Source organism: Haemophilus sp. HMSC068C11 (assembly GCF_001815355.1).
Classification (GTDB): domain Bacteria; phylum Pseudomonadota; class Gammaproteobacteria; order Enterobacterales; family Pasteurellaceae; genus Haemophilus_D.
In genome coordinates this window covers 261,722-279,780 of sequence record NZ_KV820361.1, presented here as the reverse complement: position 1 = coordinate 279,780, position 18,059 = coordinate 261,722, and the positions used below count along the sequence as shown (strand labels likewise).

Below are 18,059 nucleotides of genomic sequence, written 5' to 3'. Positions count from 1 at the left end.
CTCCTATTGCCAGCGCTGCCGCAATTGGGCGTAATTTAATTGAAGCCATTGCAAGCCCATTACTGCAATGCCATTATCAATTTTGCCATTACACATCCATTGATAGGCTTGCTCACGTTTCACCACATGAACACGGATGTCTTCATTTTCTTCAGCTAAACCATGAATACCCTTGGCTTGCGAGCTATCTACTCGACCGACAAACAGATGAATACGCTCGACTACGCCACCCGGGCTATCCCATACACTTAAACAATGAGTAAGATCTTGAACTGATACACCAGCTTCTTCTTCACTTTCACGCAAAGCCACTTCTTCAGGTTGTTCACCCTCTTCGACCATGCCGGCGATCAATTCTAATAACCAAGGAGAACGAGCTGAACCAGGTTGATATGCACCAATACGTACTTGTTCCACTAAAACCACCGAATCTTCTTTCGGATCGTAAGCAATCACGGCAGAAGCGGCACCTTTGACCAACAACTCTCGTGTTACGACACCACTTTCGCCACCAGCAAAAAGCTTATGTTTAAACTGTACTTTCTTAAGTGTAAAAAAACCTTTATAAACAGTTTCTTCATTAAGAACTTCTATATCATGCTGACTAAACTGTTGAATTTCTGACATCATTACTCTCCTAGTATCGAGGTCGCATAATACTCCCATAAAAAAATAAAAAAAACTGAACCCTCTATTTTTTTGTCGAAACTTTGAAGCCGGTCACAAAAAAAGAAAACCTATGATGATTTATTATTCATCATAGGTTTACATTAAAAATTTATTTAAATTAACAAACGCGGCTGGTTATTTCCCCATCTGCCACCTTCGTTTTAATGGTGTCGCCTGTTTTGACTTGTTTCACACTCACAATAGCATGTCCTTTGACATCTTCCGCGATGGAATACCCTCGCGCTAATACTTTTAATGGGCTTAATCCATCTAACTTGCCACACAATGTCGCTAATTTATTTTGACGTTCCGTGACTTGACGATTCGCCCCTAAATTTAACCGCACTTGTAACTGAGCTAAATACTGCGATTGTTTTTGCAATCGATAAGGCAACGGATTTTGTTTTAAGCGCGCTGAAAGTGCGGTCAATTTTTGCTGCGTTTTATCCATTTGACGCTGCATCGCTAACAAGAGACGATGATGTAATTGCGCCGTTTTGGCTTTTTGCATCAATAATTGATTTTGCGGATGTTGGTTTTGCAGGCGTAAACGTAACTGTTGTAAACGTTGTTGTTGATGACTAAAAATACGATCCAACGCCATCTCTAAGCGCTGTTGTTTATAGGCTAACTGTTGAAGTAATTCCTGCTGATTGCGACTCACTAACTCCGCAGCAGCAGAGGGGGTTGGTGCACGTAAATCAGCCACAAAATCGGCGATAGTGACATCGGTTTCGTGACCTACTGCGCTGATAATCGGTAAATTTGAACGAAAAATCGCACGAGCGACTTCTTCTTCATTAAAGCACCAAAGATCTTCTAAAGAACCACCACCACGGCCGACAATCAATACATCCACTTCTTGACGTTCATTAGCGAGTTCAATCATTTGGACGATTTCAGCCGTTGCCTCTTTGCCTTGCACTGCTGTTGGATAAATCACTACTTTTAAACTGGGATCGCGGCGAGCCAAAATATGCAGGATATCTTGTAAAGCTGCACCAGTAGAAGACGTAATAATCCCCACCGCTTTAGCAAAGTCCGGTAAGCTTTTCTTCAAGTTTTGTGCAAACAATCCTTCAGCCGCCAATTTCATTTTGAGTGCTTCAAATTGCTGTTGCAATAATCCTTCGCCAGCAGGGTGCATGGATTCAATAATCAGCTGATAATCACCGCGAGGTTCATATAAACTGACATTTGCCCGTACCAAGACTTGCATGCCGTTTTGCGGACGAAATCCCACTCGCAAATTTTTCATGCGGAACATCGCACCGCGAACCTGGGCATTTTCATCTTTCAGCGTTAAATACCAATGCCCAGATACAGGTTGAGTGAAATTGGAAATCTCCCCTGTAAGCCAAATCTGTGAAAAATTCCCTTCCAGCATTTGGCGGGCGGCGCTGTTCAGTTGGGAAACAGAGTAAATGTTTTCAGACATTATTCAATCAATACCCAACCGTCATCCAGCCAGTTACAAATCGAATCAAGTAATAATTCCATCGTGCTTTCAGGATCTTCTGTATCATTCACTAAATTATTTAAGAATGTCCAATCTAGCGCTTCACCATCAGAAAGACGTTTCAGCACTTCCGCTTCAATAACATTCACTTCATCTAACCATTCGCCATTAGCATAAATTCGGAGCGGATTTTCGGTGTAAAGCAATTTGCAGTTATTGTCCTGCATTAATACACCTTGTTCCTCTTCTAAAATTGACCGCACTTCATCAGGATCGGACATTTCATCGGATACTAACATTTCATAGTAACGCGAACTCACTGTGCCTGCTACCGCTTGTTTGAACAAGGCATCAAAGGCTTCAGACTCTGCCAATTTTGCTAAGAATTGTTTTTTCATTGCCTGAATATTTTCATCTGCCAATTTGCCCGTACTCTGCTCTGCTTGCGTTAAACGTAACGGTAATTGGAATTCGCTTAAATTCAATTCAGGATCTTGATGACAAAACGCTTTATTCACGTTATCGAAAATATCCGCTAAATTCGGATAACGCAAACCAAAAGAAAAGGTCAAACAATCATCTTCAGCCACACCATAATGCGACATGCGAGCTGGAATATAAAGAATATCACCTGGATTCATCACTTCATCAATCACCAATTCGCCCATATCATCAAAAATACGAATCGGCTGATTCGGTTTAAATTCTGTAGAAGAATCACACCATTTACCTAACTGCCAACGGCGATGACCATAACCTTGCACCAAGAATACATCATATTCGTCATAATGCTTACCAACGGAACCGCCTTTAGGTGCATAAGACACCATAATATCATCGCGTTGCCACTGTGGTATAAAGCCAAACTTATTCCAAAGCTGACCGAGTTCAGTGCTCCATTGTTCTAGATTTTGTATAAGCACCGACCATTTCTCCGGTACATCCGCAAAATCATCTTCGGATAACGGACTGAAAAACACTTTCCAATTATCATCTGAAAAGGTTTTCACTAAACGTGCAGTCACATCTTCGCCTTGTGCTAATTCGATAATATCATCAGGCTCGAATTGACCAACAATTTCAGGCAAACCATTACGAATAATCAATGGTTTTTTCTGCCAATAATCACGCAGGAAAATTTCAGGGGTCATGCCATCAGGCAGACAATATTGGTTGGAAAGTGCGGTCATTTTTTTACTCCTTTTCCTGTTTTTCTTGTTGGGCTTTTTCTTGTGCGGCTTTGGCTTGTTCTGCTGCACGTTTACGACGAATTTCTTTAGGATCCGCTAATAATGGACGGTAAATTTCAATACGATCGCCATCTTTTAATTGATCCGTTAATTTGGCTGGCCGGGAATAAATCCCCACTTTATTCTCGCGCAAATCAATCTCGGTAAACTGTTGTAAAATGCCCGATTGTAAAATAGCCGTTTGGATCATCGTGCCTTCATCCACTTTGAAGGATTTTAAATAATAACGATCCGGCAAGGCATAAGCGATTTCAATATTAATTTGGTTCATGTCTTATTCTGTCTTGATGAGTTTTCCGTTATTATAGCGGAAAAGTGCGGTCAATATTAACGATAAAATAGGAGCACATTATGAATTGGGTATTTTTTGCTATTGGTTCAGCCTTTTTCGCTGGACTTACCGCTATTTTAGGCAAATTAGGGGTTGAAGGCATTAACAGCAATCTCGCGACCTTTATCCGTACAATTGTGGTTTTACTGGTCACGGCAGGCATCATTAGTGCCCGTAATGAATGGCAACTACCACAACATATTGCGGCAAAACCACTCACCTTTTTAATTCTTTCAGGTGTTGCTACGGGTCTCTCTTGGCTTTGTTATTATCGTGCGTTGCAAATGGCGCCAGCCTCTTGGGTTGCCCCTATTGATAAACTCAGTGTCGTGATTGCCATCATTTTAGGTGTAGTTTTGTTAGGCGAACCCTTAAGTATGAAATTAGTCATGGGAAGTCTATTAATTCTCTCAGGCGTTTTAGTCTTAGCCTTATAGATTGAGAAATTAGCCCTTTTTCGCTACAATACGCCACTATTTTTATTCAAGCAGAAAACTATGTCTGAAATTAAACTCATCGTGGGGCTGGGAAACCCTGGCGATAAATATGCAGAAACCCGCCACAATGCAGGTGAATGGCTGATTGAGCGTTTGGCTCGTCGCTTTAATGTTTCGCTTAATGCAGAAAATAAATTCTTCGGTTATGTAGGAAAAACACTAATTAATGGTAAAGAAGTCCGTTTTTTAGTGCCCACAACGTTTATGAATTTAAGCGGAAAAGCTGTGGGGGCACTTGCTAATTTTTATCGCATCAAACCAGAAGAAATTTTAGTGCTACACGATGAATTAGATTTACCGCCGGGCACCGTAAAATTAAAACAAGGTGGCGGACATGGCGGTCACAATGGTCTAAAAGATATCGTGGCTCAGCTTGGTAACAGCAACAATTTCTATCGTTTACGCATTGGTATTGGTCATCCAGGACATCGTGATTTAGTTTCAGGTTTTGTGCTTAATAAACCTGCGCCTGCAGAAAGAGAAGCACTCGATAAAGCGTTAGATGAAGCCACCGATTGCATCGAATTGCTTTTTAAAGAAGGCATGGTGAAAGCCACCAATCGCTTAAACAGTTTTAAAATTTAACTCAAAAGTGCGGTAAAAAAATACCATAAATTTTAACCGCACTTACGCTTACAATAAGGAAAACATCATGGGATTTAAATGTGGTATCGTTGGTTTGCCAAACGTCGGTAAATCTACCCTTTTTAATGCATTAACCAAAGCCGGTATCGAAGCGGCAAACTATCCGTTCTGTACAATCGAACCAAATACTGGTGTGGTACCAATGCCGGATCCGCGTTTAGATGCATTAGCGAAAATTGTTAAACCTGAACGTGTATTACCCACCACCATGGAGTTTGTGGATATCGCTGGTTTGGTTGCGGGTGCAAGTAAAGGTGAAGGCTTAGGGAATAAATTCTTAGCTAACATCCGTGAAACTGATGCAATTGGTCATGTTGTTCGTTGCTTTGAAAATGATGACATCGTGCATGTTGCGGGTAAGATCGATCCATTAAGCGATATCGAAACCATCAATACTGAATTAGCCCTTGCTGACTTAGACAGCTGCGAACGTGCGATCCAACGTTTACAAAAACGTGCTAAAGGTGGCGATAAAGACGCAAAATTTGAGCTGTCTGTGATGGAAAAAATCCTTCCTGTACTTTCTGAAGCAGGCATGATTCGTTCTGTTCCTTTAGATAAAGATGAGTTATTAGCAATTAAAAGCTATAACTTCCTTACATTAAAACCAACCATGTACATTGCGAACGTGAATGAAGACGGTTTTGAAAATAACCCATACTTAGACAAAGTACGTGAGTTTGCAGAAAAAGAAGGCTCTGTTGTGGTGCCTGTGTGTGCGGCGATTGAAGCGGAAATTGCTGAACTTGATGACGATGAAAAAATCGAATTCTTACAAGATCTTGGCATTGAAGAACCAGGCTTAAACCGTGTAATTCGTGCAGGTTATGCTTTATTAAATCTTCAAACCTACTTCACTGCGGGCGTGAAAGAAGTACGCGCATGGACGGTTTCTGTTGGTGCAACCGCTCCTAAAGCAGCAGCCGTAATTCACACTGACTTTGAAAAAGGCTTCATCCGTGCAGAAGTAATTGCTTACGATGACTTCATCCAATTCAAAGGTGAAAATGGTGCCAAAGAAGCAGGCAAATGGCGCTTAGAAGGTAAAGACTACATCGTCCAAGATGGTGATGTCATGCACTTCCGCTTTAACGTATAAAAACGCTTCAGACCGCATAACTATGCGGTCTTTTTGTATTTATAAAAGGAAAAAACAATGTCGGATAAATTAAATCAGCTCATCGAATTGTTAAAATTAGAAAAAATTGATGATCTTATCTTTCGCGGAGCCTGTGAAGACTTAGGTTTTCGTCAAGTGTTTGGTGGCCAAGTCGTGGCGCAATCTCTTTCTGCCGCGATGCAAGTTGCACTACCTGAGCGCATACTCCATTCCTGCCATGCTTACTTTTTAGCACCTGGCGACAGCCAATACCCGATTATTTACGATGTAGAAACATTACGTGAAGGACGCAACTTCTCTGCATTACGCGTAAAAGCGATTCAGCATAAAAATGTGATTTGTCATGTCACTGCTTCATTTCAAGTCCCTGAAGAAGGCTTTGACCATCAATCAGCCATGCCGCAGGTACCAGGCCCTGAACAATGTATTGATGAACACGAAATCATGTTAAAGGTAGCGCAGACCTTGCCTGAAAGCTTGAGTGAAAAATTTGCTCAAGAGCGTCCATTTCAGATTCATAGCCGATATTTGAATAATCCATTTGATGGTCGAGAACTGCCACCGGAACAATATGCTTGGTTTAAAACCAACGGAGAAGCACCATTAGATTTGCAGACGCAACAATGTCTTTTAGCGTATTTTTCTGATTTCCACTGTATTTTGACCGCACTTCACCCACATGGGAAAGGCTTTTTGCAGAAAGGAATGAAAGTGGCTACGATTGACCACAGTATTTGGTTCCACCGTCCTTTCAATTTAAATAATTGGCACTTACATGCCATTGAAAGTAACAATGCTTTTGCGGGACGAGGTTTAGCGAGAGGACAAATTTTTGCTGCAGATGGCACATTAATTGCCACCACACAGCAAGAAGGGTTAATTCGTTATCAAGAATAACCGCACGTTAAAACCAGGTGCAGACTACCCTTCGTAACCGATATCTTCGAAAGTTGGGTTTTCTGCGCCTTGTTTGGCTAATTCATCACAAATTTCATTTTCACGATGACCTGAATGCCCTTTCACCCACTGCCAATCAATGTTATGAGTTTGAATCGCCTGATCTAATGCAATCCATAAATCCTGATTTTTTACCGCTTTGCCCGTACTCGCTTTCCAATTGTTTTTCTTCCAATTGTAAATCCATTGTGTAATGCCATTTTTCATATATTGGCTGTCGCTATAAAGCGTCACATGGCAAGGCTCTTTTAAGCTATTTAAAGCCTCAATCACAGCTCGTAATTCCATGCGATTATTGGTGGTTTTGAAATACCCTTTTGAAATATGTTTTTCATGCTGTTTATAGCGCAAGACAATTCCTATTCCCCCTGCGCCTGGATTGCCTAGGCAAGATCCATCCGTAAAAATTTCAATCTGTTTTTGCATAACTAATTCGAGCTTGTGTAAAATAGGCCGTATTTTAAAGGAAACAGATAGGTAGAACAATGATAAATCCGGATCGCCAAATTGTACTGGATACTGAAACCACCGGTATGAACCAAATTGGTGCGCATTACGAAGGACATTGCATTATTGAAATTGGTGCCGTGGAAATGATCAACCGCAAATATACGGGCAATAATTTCCATATTTATATTAAGCCGGATCGTTTGGTTGATCCCGATGCCATTAAAGTTCACGGTATTACGGATGAAATGCTGGCGGATAAACCGGATTTCAAAACGATTGCACAAGACTTTATTGAATATATTCGTGGTGCTGAACTACTTATTCACAACGCCCCCTTCGACGTGGGCTTTATGGACTATGAATTCCGTAAACTTGGGTTAGATATCAAAACGACCGACATTTGCCTGGTCACCGATACGTTGCAAATGGCGCGCCAAATGTACCCTGGAAAACGGAATAGCTTAGATGCGTTATGTGATCGTTTAGGCATTGATAACAGCAAACGAACACTCCACGGCGCGTTACTGGATGCGGAGATTTTAGCCGACGTTTATTTGTCCATGACTGGTGGGCAAACCAGCTTATTTGATGAAGAGCATGCGGATAGTTCGATTATCCAAACGACAGCCAATGTTCAAGATCTTCAAAGTGCGGTCAATTTTTCGCAAAATTTAAAAGTGTTACAACCCACTGATGACGAACTCCAAGCTCATTTAGATTTCCTTAAATTGGTCAATAAAAAAAGCGATGGCAAATGTTTTTGGTCGATTCGTACGGGGGATGAAACCTCACATTAATCGGTCATCTATTAATCAGATAAACATAAAAAAGAAAAAAAAGATTGACGGTTTTAACGTTCATCATTATTATACCCAGCACTTAGCGGAGTGGTAGTTCAGCTGGTTAGAATACCTGCCTGTCACGCAGGGGGTCGCGGGTTCGAGTCCCGTCCATTCCGCCAATTTAAAACTTGTCTTAATATACTCACGGAGTGGTAGTTCAGCTGGTTAGAATACCTGCCTGTCACGCAGGGGGTCGCGGGTTCGAGTCCCGTCCATTCCGCCAATTAAGCCGAGATAATGAAGCACCTGAAGGTGCTTTTTTTATGCCCGAATTTTACCTGCCAGCCAACATTCGCTATAATTAACCAAATTTACATTTTACAGAGATATTTTTTATGACAACTCCTGTCGTTGCCTTAGTGGGTCGCCCAAACGTAGGTAAATCCACCCTATTCAACCGTTTAACCCGTACTCGTGATGCACTTGTTGCTGACTTCCCTGGCTTAACCCGAGATCGTAAATACGGCCATGCCAATATTTCTGGCTATGATTTTATTGTGATCGATACCGGCGGTATTGATGGCACAGAAGAAGGCGTTGAAGAAAAAATGGCGGAACAATCCTTATTAGCGATTGAAGAAGCCGATGTCGTGCTTTTCTTAGTGGATGCGCGTGCAGGTTTAACGGCTGCAGACATTGGCATTGCCAACTACTTACGCCAACGTACTAATAAAACAACCGTGGTTGTAGCAAATAAAACTGACGGTATTGATGCAGACTCACACTGTGCGGAATTCTATCAATTAGGCTTAGGTGAAATTGAACAAATTGCCGCATCACAAGGTCGTGGTGTAACCCAGTTAATGGAGCAAGTACTTGCCCCTTTAGCAGAGAAATTACAAGAAAATGAAGCAGAAAATGACCGCACTTCTGATGAAGAAGAAAAAGATGAATGGGATCATGAATTTGACTTTGATTCAGAGGAAGATACGTCATTAATTGATGATGCATTGGACGAAGAGCTTGAAGAAGAACAAGATAAAAATATCAAAATTGCGATTGTAGGCCGTCCAAACGTCGGTAAATCGACATTAACCAATCGTATTTTAGGTGAAGATCGCGTGGTAGTTTACGACATGCCAGGCACAACACGTGACAGTATCTATATTCCAATGGAACGCGATGGTCAGCAATACACCTTAATTGACACAGCAGGTGTGCGTAAACGTGGTAAAGTGCATTTAGCCGTTGAGAAATTCTCTGTCATCAAAACATTACAAGCGATTCAAGATGCAAATGTGGTGTTACTCACAATTGATGCGCGTGAAAACATTTCAGATCAAGATCTCTCTCTACTTGGCTTTATCTTAAATGCAGGTCGTTCGCTCGTGATCGTCGTAAATAAATGGGATGGTTTAGATCAAGATGTGAAAGATCGCGTCAAATCCGAATTAGATCGCCGTCTTGATTTCATCGACTTTGCCCGTGTGCATTTTATTTCAGCTTTACACGGCAGTGGCGTGGGTAATCTTTTTGATTCGATTAAAGAAGCTTATGCTTGCGCAACGCAAAAAATGACGACGTCCCTTCTTACCCGCATTTTACAAATGGCAACGGATGAGCATCAACCACCAATGATTGGCGGTCGTCGTATTAAATTAAAATACGCTCACCCAGGCGGCTATAATCCACCGATTATCGTGGTACATGGTAACCAAATGGATAAATTACCGGATTCATACAAACGTTATTTATCTAATTATTATCGTAAGAGTTTGAAAATTATTGGTTCGCCAATTCGCTTGCTATTCCAAGAAGGTTCAAACCCATTCGCGGGTAGAAAAAATAAACTCACACCAAACCAATTACGTAAACGTAAACGCTTGATGAAGTTTATCAAAAAAGCAAAACGCTAATCTTAACAAACAAAGAGCGGTCAAAAATCTCTGTGAATTTTGACCGCTCTTTTTATTGAAAAATAAATTATTCGTCTATAACCACTTTACCAATATAGCCTAGATTACGATAACGTTGAGCGTAATCAATACCATAGCCGACAACAAATTCATCCGGAATAGAAAAACCAATCCATTCAACCGGTACTTCCACTTCTCGGCGAGAAGATTTATCTAATAAGGTACAAATCGCCAAGCTTGCAGGATCGCGTAAATTTAAAATGCTGCGCACTTTTTCAAGAGTGTAACCCGTATCAATAATGTCCTCAACAATCAGCACATGTTCATTACGAATATCCCCTTCAAGATCTTTCGTAATTTTCACATCGTGATTACTTGTCATTCCGCAACCATAGCTTGAAGTTGTCATAAACTCCACTTCTACCGGTAATTTTAATTCACGCACGAGATCGGCCATGAACATAAATGAACCACGTAAAAGCCCGACAACAATCAGTTTATCAATGGCTTTTTGTTGATAAAAACGCGTAATTTCCGCGCCAAGTTCAGCTATGCGACTACGGACATCCGCTTCTGAAATCATAATATCGACATGGTGTTTTTTCATGGTCTTTCCTTTTTAATTTAATCGTTTGCGTATTCTACAATAAAAAAGGCTGAAGTTTAAACCTTCAGCCTTTTTAACCCTAACGAATTTACTTTCTACTCTACCTGTTGAAGCAACCTGCAATCGCTACGAAACAGATGTGCGTATAGTAGCAGAAAGAAATTACATGTCAATAAGAATTATTATCATTTTAAAAAAATATTAATTTCCTGAAATTTTCATCTTATCTAACAAGATTGAACCGGTTTGGATATTGGAACGATGTTCAATATCATCTGCTACTGCCACAATATTTTTTAACATATCCTTCAATTGACCAGCAATAGTAATTTCAGCAACTGGATATTGGATCTCGCCATTCTCCACCCAGAAGCCTGCTGCGCCACGGGAATAATCCCCCGTCACAATATTTACACCTTGCCCCATGACATCTGTCACCAATAAACCGGTGCCCATTTGGCGCAAAAGTGCGGTCAATCCGCCCGTTAAATTTGGTTTCACAAGCCAGTTATGAATACCGCCTGCATGACCGGTACTTTGCATGCCCATTTTTCTACCGCTGTAACTGGTGAGCAAATAGGTTTGCAATACGCCATCTTGAATAATTTCAAGATCCTGCGTTCGCACTCCTTCGCTGTCAAAAGGCGTGGAGGCTAAACGTTTTAACAAATGCGGACGCTCACTAATTTGGAACCAATCTGGCAATACTTGTTTTCCAAGATGATCGAGCAAGAAACTGGATTTACGATATAAGCTGCCGCCACTAATCGCGCCCGTTAAATGAGAGATTAATCCTGTTGCCACATCATTTAAGAAAATCACGGGCACTTCACGTGTCGTTAATTTTTGTGGATTTAAACGCGCAATCACTTTTTTAGCACAATTCTGCCCTACCCAATCCGCGGAAGAAAGCGCATCAAACTCACGTGAAACCGTATATTCGTAGTCATTTTCAAGTTGATCTAGCTCGCCACCAATCACCGAACAAGATAAAGAATAACGGCTAGATAAGTAACTTTGTAACATGCCATGTGTATTCCCATAAACACGCACACCGGTATGTGAATTAAAGCTTGCACCATTGCTATTCACAATTTTTGCATCGTATTCCAAAGCCGCTTTTTCAGCTTCTAAAGCTAATTTCGTAGCCTGTTCAACATCAACACTTGCCCCATGATAAAGTGCTAAATCTGGCGCTTCAAAAGCCATTAGTTCTTTATCGGCTAGCCCTGTACAATCATCTGGCGAGGTATATTTTGCAATAGTGATCGCGGCTTCAACGGTGTTTTTGATGGCTTCTTCGCTTAAATCTGAGGTAGAGGCATTACCTTTTTGTTGGCCTAAATAAACAGAAATGCCTAATGCCCCATCGTTAGTAAATTCAACATTTTCAATCTCTTGCAGACGGGTTGAAACCGATAAACCACTCACTTTTGTCACGCCAACTTCCGCGGTAGCGCCCGCTTTCTGTGCAGTTTCAATCGCAAAACTGACTGCATCACGCAATGTTTGCTCTTGAGATTTTAAAAGTGCGGTTAAATTTTCTGCTGTTTTCATGGTGATAATCCTATTAAAAATTTGCGCCATTTTATCTTATTTTGAAAGTTTATGCTAAAATGCACCAAATTTTTCATAAGGTAACAGAATGGCAAAACGTAAGAAAAAAGAAGCCTTTGATTGGGAAGATGAAGACCAAGAAGAGATTATTTGGGTAAGCAAAAGTGAAATCAAACGTGATGCTGAGGATTTAAAACAGCTCGGCGAGAAATTGGTGAACTTAACCAAAGCAAATCTGACTAAGGTTCCATTAGACGATAGCTTGAAAGATGCCATTGAATTAGCGCAACGTCTACAAAAAGAGGCACGTCGTCGCCAATTGCAATACATCGGTAAGCTCTTACGCTCAATTGATGCAGAGCCTATTCGTGAAGCTTTAGAAAAAATTGAAAACAAACATAATCAACAACAAGCGATGCTGCATAAGTTGGAAATCTTACGTGATGAATTGATTGCAAAAGGTGATGCAGCTCTGACTGATTTGTTAAATGAACATCCTTCTGCAGACCGCCAACACTTACGCAATTTGATTCGTGCAGCGCAGAAAGAGAAGGAACAAAATAAGCTGTCAAAAGCTTATAGAGAGATTTATCAGATCTTAAAAACACTTATTTTAGAAGACTAAAATACAGCTATTTTTGACCGCACTTTGTGTCAAAAAAGTGCTATGATTAGCTACCCTTTTAATAAGGAAAAAACATTATTTATGAATATTCGTTGGAATATTATTTTAGGTGTCATCGCCCTCGCTTTATTAGGTTGGTATTATTCGCTTAATCAAGATCATAGCGATTTACAAAGCCTAATTAAAAAACCTGATAGCCCAGAATACGTCGGTAATAAAATGGAAACCACTGTATTCTCGCCTGAAGGTAAAAAACAATATCTCGCGATTTCCGACAAAGTGGAATATTACACACAAGACGGTCATACGGATTTTATTTCGCCGTTAGTCTATCTTTTTGATGTCTCTTTAGATAATAAAGACAAAGAAGCGAAAACCGATAAAATTCAATTAGAAAAACAAAATTGGAAACTTAGCGCGAAAAAGGCAAAATTAACGAAAGATCAAATGCTCTATCTTGAAGGTGGTGTGGTTGCCGAGAGCCTTGATCCTTTATCTCGCCTACAACGTGTTGAGACTGAAGCCGCAGTAATTAATTTAAAAACACAAGACATTACTTCCGATACGCAAGTAAAAATTAACGGATTAAACTTTAACTCTAGCGGATTGAAGCTCGTCGGAAATTTACGTCAGCAAATTGCAACTCTAAAGGAACAGGTAAAAACATATTATGAAATCAACAAACAATAAAATTCTGCTTTTAACGGCGTTAATGATGACTTCTTTGTCTGCTTTTGCGTTAAAAGACGATACCAATAAACCGATTAATATCGTCTCAGATAATCAATCTTTAGATATGGAAAACAGCGTGGTAACCTTTACGGATAACGTTGTAATTACGCAAGGTTCCATTTTGATTAAAGCCAATAAAGTGATCATTACTCGTCCACCTGAAAATTCAGGTAAAAAAGAAACTGTTGAAGCATTTGGTAGCCCTGTTACCTTCCATCAACAACTTGATGATGGTAAACCTGTTGACGGTAGAGCGAATAAAGTTCACTACGATTTAGGCACTGAATTCTTAACATTGACCGGTAATGCTGAATTAAAACAATTAGATAGCAAAATTAACGGTGAACGCATCACTTATGATGTGAAAAAACAACAGTTAAAAGCCAATGGTAATGGAAAATCACGCGTGCAAACCGTCTTAATTCCGACCCAATTACAACAAAAAGGTAAAAAATAACCGATGTCTGTATTACAAGCTGAATTTCTCGCAAAAAGCTATAAGAGCCGAAAAGTGGTTTCTGATGTGAGTTTAACCGTAAACTCCAATGAAATTGTTGGCCTACTTGGTCCAAATGGTGCAGGTAAAACCACTACTTTCTACATGGTCGTCGGTTTAGTGCGTCATGATCAGGGAAAAATCACCATTGATGGCGATGATATTAGCGTATTACCTATGCATGAACGTGCTCGTCGAGGAATTGGCTATTTACCACAAGAAGCCTCTATTTTCCGTCGTTTAACGGTGTATGAAAATCTTATGGCGGTATTAGAAATTCGCAAAGATCTCACCGCTGAGCAACGCCGAGAGAGAGCGGATGAGTTAATTGATGAGTTCAATATTGGCCATATTCGTGATAGCCTGGGACAATCACTTTCTGGTGGTGAACGTCGTCGTGTGGAAATTGCACGCGCATTAGCGGCAAATCCAAAATTTATTTTATTAGATGAACCTTTTGCAGGTGTAGACCCAATTTCGGTGACGGATATTAAGAAAATCATCACAGATCTCCGCAATCGTGGCTTAGGCGTGTTAATTACCGACCATAACGTACGCGAAACCCTTGATGTTTGTGAACGTGCTTACATTGTTGGTGAGGGGAAAATTATCGCGACCGGTACACCGGAAGAAGTCATGAATGATGAGCACGTTAAACGTGTCTATTTAGGCGAACAATTTAAACTATAACCTATGAAATTTACGACATTGCTCTCCCCTGATGATATTCGTCAGGGGGTTGCTTTTTCTAGCAAGAAACGATTATTTGAATCTATTGCCGCTTTCGTTGTGGAAAAACTTCACTGCGAAAATGGTGAACAGGCTTGTTTTGAATGTTTATTTGAGCGGGAAAAATTAGGTAATTCAGGATTAGGTAATGGCGTTGCCATGCCTAAAGCCAAGTTACCTGCGACTGTCTCAGATAAAATCCTAACGGTATTTATGCAATTAGAAACGCCTGTCGAATATGATGCTGCCGATAATAAACCAGTGGATATCGTTTTTGCTGTGCTCGTACCCGAAAATCACTGCCAAGAATATATTCCTGTTCTGGCAGAACTCAATGAAAAATTAACTGATAAAAACTTAATTAAGCAACTTCGTTCAGCACAAAGTGCGGATGAAATTTGGCAAATTTTTGAATGTGCCGATCATTCAGAGGAATCTGAAGACGACACAAATTTAGATAATATTGAACCTCAAGAGGTATAACCTAACCAACTAACCATAAGGAATCACGCAGATGGAAATTATTATTATCAGCGGTCGCTCCGGCGCAGGGAAATCTGTCGCATTACGAGCTTTGGAAGATATGGGCTATTATTGCGTGGATAATCTCCCTCTCGATTTACTTCCTCAACTCACCAATATTCTCGCCAAAACTCAAACGGCTGTTGCCATCAGCCTCGACATTCGAAATCTCCCTCATTCAAGTGCTGATTTAGACAAGATTCTGACAGATATTCAAGCCACTTATTCCGTCAAAATCATCTTTCTGGACAGCGATCGTAGTACACTTATTCGCCGTTACAGCGATTCACGTCGTCTTCATCCACTTTCAGCACAAGATCTCCCACTTGAATCAGCGATTGATCTAGAATATCAACAGCTTGAGCCTTTAATTCAACATGCTAATTTTATTATTGATACCGCACCACTTTCTACTCATTCATTATCTGAACGGTTAAGAGAAGTTTTACGCGGTAATACAGATAAAGAACTTAAAATCGTGGTTGAGTCATTCGGCTTTAAATATGGTATTCCGCTTGATGCCGATTATGTCTTTGATGTACGTTTTCTACCTAATCCGCACTGGAACCCGGAACTTCGTCCAATGACGGGGCTTGATGAACCTGTTGCACAATTTTTACTTGTGCATGATGAAGTAAATAATTTTATCTACCAAACGCGTAATTACATTGAAACGTGGTTACCGATGTTAGAGCAAAATAATCGAAGCTATCTCACCATTGCCATTGGTTGTACGGGTGGTAAACATCGTTCTGTTTACATTGCTCAACAAATTGGTGAATATTTCCAAGCCAAAGGCAAGAATGTGAAAATTCAACATAAATCCTTGGAAAAGAATAAAAAGAATTAATCAAACCATAAAAAACGCAGCGACTCGCTGCGTTTTTTGTTAAACCACATATTGCTCAAAAATCTCAGGCAAGTGTGTAATTAACGTTTCTTTTCCAGCCACGGTTTCATGCTGCCAAACCTGCAATAGCACATCTGGCGTAAATAATCGTGATGCCTGCTCTGCCAACGGTAAATAACTAATATGCCAAGGCTCTCGGCCAATTTTTTTACCTTCTGGCTGAATTATAAATGGCAAAACAAAATCAAAATGCGGTAGATTTTCAGTGAGAAATTCACTAAGTTCAAAGAAATAACCACCCTTTTCATATTCCCAAGGTTCAAGTTGTAAAGATTGACCTTGAGGCAAAAGATCAGGATCAAAAATATCGATTTCCGTTCCCCAATGATGACGACTTCCTCCTGGAAGCGCTGACCAACGTAAAATAGCTTGTGCTTTTTGCCAATCATCGAACGACGCTAAATCTAATGGATTTCCTTCATCATCATGAACCTTGCGTTCGCCGTTAAATTTACCGTTCCAAATGAGTTGTTGACGTTCAAAATCACGAAAGCTACTCGCAGGTTGCAAATTAAAGCCATTTTTGGCCGCACTTTGTTGCAATCCTTGAAATGCTATCATTGCCTCTGCTTGCAAAAAATGATTCGGAGAATGAGGGGCAGGCAAATTGATCAAATGTTCACGAGATTTGCCGGTTAACATTTCTGGCGTTAATTTCATCTTACTAGTCCAATAAATTCACTAACATTTGATGATAAATCTGACCGCACTTGGCTAGATCATCAACGTTTACACATTCATTTACTTTATGAATCGTCGCATTAAGTGGCCCAAATTCCACCACTTCAGCCCCCATTAACGCAATAAAACGCCCATCAGAGGTGCCACCGCCTGTTTCTGCTTGTGGTGCAATACCGGTTGTTTGCTCAATAGCCGTCGTTAATGCATCTAATAATTTGCCTGGTTTCGTTAAAAATGGTTTACCCGATAAATTCCAATCAATACGATATTTCAAACCATGTTTTTCGAGCATTTCTGCCACTTTCTGCTTAATAATTTCATCAGTCACTTCCGTACAATAACGTAAATTGAATTGCACATAAAGCTCACCAGGAATGACATTATTACTCCCTGTGCCTGCATGAATATTCGCAATTTGCAAACTGGTCGGCGGGAAAAATTCGTTGCCATTATCCCATTGATATGTGGTTAATTCATGTAAGAACGGTGCTGCTTTGTGAATTGGGTTTTCCGCTAAATGAGGGTAAGCTACATGACCTTGAATACCTTGAATATAGAGGTTACCTGTAATCGAACCTCGACGACCATTTTTGACTACATCGCCTAATATTTTCGAACTAGACGGCTCACCTACCATGCAATAAGTGATTTTCTCACCGCGCGCCATTAAGGTTTCAACAACACGCACGGTGCCATCTTTCGCGGCAGCCTCTTCGTCAGAAGTAATCAACAAAGCAATCGTACCCTTATGATTCGGATTGGCTTTCACATATTCTTCCGCCGTCACAATCATTGCTGCTAATGAGCCTTTCATATCTGCCGCACCACGACCATAAAGCACATCATCTACAATTTCGGCAGAAAACGGCGGATAAGTCCATTGCGTTTCATCGCCCGTTGGCACCACATCGGTATGCCCTGCAAAGGCGATAACGGGCTCACCACTACCATGCTTCGCCCATAAATTTAAGGTATCGTTGAAAGGCATCCATTCAATGTGAAAGCCGAGTTTTTCCAAACGCCCAGCAATCATTTGCTGGCAGCCCTCATCATTTGGACTAATAGAGGGGCGACGAATGAGATCTTGTGACAAAGAAATCACTTTTTCTTTCATAAAAACTCCT

The 18,059-nt window shown here is 40.6% G+C and carries 21 protein-coding genes and 2 tRNA genes; 14 read left to right on the top strand and 9 right to left on the bottom strand.

The window, feature by feature from the left end:
- Positions 1-3: 3 nt before the first annotated feature.
- From nudF to HMPREF3020_RS05190, 4 genes are all read right to left on the bottom strand, one after another.
- Complete coding sequence (gene nudF / locus HMPREF3020_RS05205; protein ID WP_070775768.1) at positions 4-627, bottom strand: ADP-ribose diphosphatase; 624 nt, start codon at positions 625-627, stop codon at positions 4-6.
- Positions 628-787: 160 nt separating this feature from the next.
- A complete protein-coding gene (xseA, locus tag HMPREF3020_RS05200; RefSeq protein WP_070775767.1) occupies positions 788-2,107 on the bottom strand; it encodes an exodeoxyribonuclease VII large subunit in 1,320 nt (439 codons plus the stop codon).
- A complete protein-coding gene (locus tag HMPREF3020_RS05195) occupies positions 2,107-3,318 on the bottom strand; it encodes a ribosomal protein uL16 3-hydroxylase (protein WP_070775766.1) in 1,212 nt (403 codons plus the stop codon). Before HMPREF3020_RS05195 ends, xseA begins: the two co-directional genes overlap by 1 nt.
- A 4-nt stretch (positions 3,319-3,322) precedes the next feature.
- Positions 3,323-3,649, bottom strand: a complete 327-nt coding sequence (locus HMPREF3020_RS05190) for an RnfH family protein (RefSeq protein WP_005696455.1) — start codon at positions 3,647-3,649, stop codon at positions 3,323-3,325.
- Positions 3,650-3,729: 80 nt separating this feature from the next.
- On the opposite strand from HMPREF3020_RS05190, the gene HMPREF3020_RS05185 reads away from it, so the two are divergent.
- The 4 genes from HMPREF3020_RS05185 (at position 3,730) to tesB (ending at position 6,868) form a co-directional block, all read left to right on the top strand.
- Positions 3,730-4,146, top strand: coding sequence for an EamA family transporter (locus HMPREF3020_RS05185; RefSeq protein WP_049381608.1), 417 nt, complete (start codon positions 3,730-3,732; stop codon positions 4,144-4,146).
- Positions 4,147-4,206: 60 nt separating this feature from the next.
- On the top strand, positions 4,207-4,791 hold the full coding sequence (gene pth, locus HMPREF3020_RS05180; protein WP_014065080.1) for an aminoacyl-tRNA hydrolase: 585 nt from the start codon (positions 4,207-4,209) through the stop codon (positions 4,789-4,791).
- A gap of 67 nt (positions 4,792-4,858) precedes the next feature.
- Entirely contained in the window at positions 4,859-5,950 is a 1,092-nt protein-coding gene (ychF, locus tag HMPREF3020_RS05175; protein WP_070775765.1) for a redox-regulated ATPase YchF, read from the top strand.
- Between the two features lie 57 nt (positions 5,951-6,007).
- A complete protein-coding gene (gene tesB / locus HMPREF3020_RS05170; RefSeq protein WP_070775764.1) occupies positions 6,008-6,868 on the top strand; it encodes an acyl-CoA thioesterase II in 861 nt (286 codons plus the stop codon).
- 24 nt (positions 6,869-6,892) lie between these two features.
- On the opposite strand, the gene rnhA is transcribed toward tesB, so the two are convergent.
- Positions 6,893-7,354 (bottom strand): ribonuclease HI, encoded by a 462-nt coding sequence (gene rnhA / locus HMPREF3020_RS05165; protein ID WP_005699219.1) that lies wholly within the window; start codon positions 7,352-7,354, stop codon positions 6,893-6,895.
- A gap of 59 nt (positions 7,355-7,413) precedes the next feature.
- Between rnhA and dnaQ the strand changes: the two genes are divergently transcribed.
- The 4 genes from dnaQ to der all read left to right on the top strand — a co-directional run bounded on the left by dnaQ (position 7,414) and on the right by der (position 10,076).
- On the top strand, positions 7,414-8,175 hold the full coding sequence (gene dnaQ, locus HMPREF3020_RS05160) for a DNA polymerase III subunit epsilon (protein WP_070775763.1): 762 nt from the start codon (positions 7,414-7,416) through the stop codon (positions 8,173-8,175).
- An 87-nt stretch (positions 8,176-8,262) separates the two neighbouring features.
- A tRNA-Asp gene (locus HMPREF3020_RS05155) sits at positions 8,263-8,339 on the top strand.
- Positions 8,340-8,366: 27 nt separating this feature from the next.
- Positions 8,367-8,443, top strand: a tRNA-Asp gene (locus HMPREF3020_RS05150).
- Positions 8,444-8,555: 112 nt separating this feature from the next.
- Entirely contained in the window at positions 8,556-10,076 is a 1,521-nt protein-coding gene (gene der / locus HMPREF3020_RS05145; RefSeq protein ID WP_014065076.1) for a ribosome biogenesis GTPase Der, read from the top strand.
- Positions 10,077-10,143: 67 nt separating this feature from the next.
- Here der and hpt read toward each other — a convergent pair whose 3' ends face one another.
- Both hpt and pmbA read right to left on the bottom strand, forming a co-directional pair.
- On the bottom strand, positions 10,144-10,683 hold the full coding sequence (hpt, locus tag HMPREF3020_RS05140; RefSeq protein WP_070775762.1) for a hypoxanthine phosphoribosyltransferase: 540 nt from the start codon (positions 10,681-10,683) through the stop codon (positions 10,144-10,146).
- A gap of 201 nt (positions 10,684-10,884) precedes the next feature.
- Entirely contained in the window at positions 10,885-12,240 is a 1,356-nt protein-coding gene (pmbA, locus tag HMPREF3020_RS05135; RefSeq protein WP_070775761.1) for a metalloprotease PmbA, read from the bottom strand.
- An 88-nt stretch (positions 12,241-12,328) separates the two neighbouring features.
- On the opposite strand from pmbA, the gene yjgA reads away from it, so the two are divergent.
- From yjgA to rapZ, 6 genes are all read left to right on the top strand, one after another.
- Positions 12,329-12,865 (top strand): ribosome biogenesis factor YjgA, encoded by a 537-nt coding sequence (gene yjgA / locus HMPREF3020_RS05130; RefSeq protein ID WP_070775760.1) that lies wholly within the window; start codon positions 12,329-12,331, stop codon positions 12,863-12,865.
- Between the two features lie 81 nt (positions 12,866-12,946).
- Positions 12,947-13,555 (top strand): LPS export ABC transporter periplasmic protein LptC, encoded by a 609-nt coding sequence (gene lptC, locus HMPREF3020_RS05125; RefSeq protein ID WP_070775759.1) that lies wholly within the window; start codon positions 12,947-12,949, stop codon positions 13,553-13,555.
- On the top strand, positions 13,536-14,054 hold the full coding sequence (gene lptA, locus HMPREF3020_RS05120; RefSeq protein WP_070775758.1) for a lipopolysaccharide transport periplasmic protein LptA: 519 nt from the start codon (positions 13,536-13,538) through the stop codon (positions 14,052-14,054). Before lptC ends, lptA begins: the two co-directional genes overlap by 20 nt.
- Before the next feature lie 3 nt (positions 14,055-14,057).
- Positions 14,058-14,783 (top strand): LPS export ABC transporter ATP-binding protein, encoded by a 726-nt coding sequence (lptB, locus tag HMPREF3020_RS05115; RefSeq protein WP_005696470.1) that lies wholly within the window; start codon positions 14,058-14,060, stop codon positions 14,781-14,783.
- Positions 14,784-14,786: 3 nt separating this feature from the next.
- Positions 14,787-15,305, top strand: a complete 519-nt coding sequence (ptsN, locus tag HMPREF3020_RS05110; RefSeq protein ID WP_070775757.1) for a PTS IIA-like nitrogen regulatory protein PtsN — start codon at positions 14,787-14,789, stop codon at positions 15,303-15,305.
- A gap of 31 nt (positions 15,306-15,336) precedes the next feature.
- Positions 15,337-16,194, top strand: coding sequence for an RNase adapter RapZ (rapZ, locus tag HMPREF3020_RS05105; protein WP_070775756.1), 858 nt, complete (start codon positions 15,337-15,339; stop codon positions 16,192-16,194).
- 39 nt (positions 16,195-16,233) lie between these two features.
- On the opposite strand, the gene HMPREF3020_RS05100 is transcribed toward rapZ, so the two are convergent.
- Positions 16,234-16,914, bottom strand: a complete 681-nt coding sequence (locus tag HMPREF3020_RS05100) for a M15 family metallopeptidase (protein ID WP_070775755.1) — start codon at positions 16,912-16,914, stop codon at positions 16,234-16,236.
- Between the two features lie 4 nt (positions 16,915-16,918).
- A complete protein-coding gene (dapE, locus tag HMPREF3020_RS05095; protein WP_070775754.1) occupies positions 16,919-18,049 on the bottom strand; it encodes a succinyl-diaminopimelate desuccinylase in 1,131 nt (376 codons plus the stop codon).
- Positions 18,050-18,059: the final 10 nt, after the last annotated feature.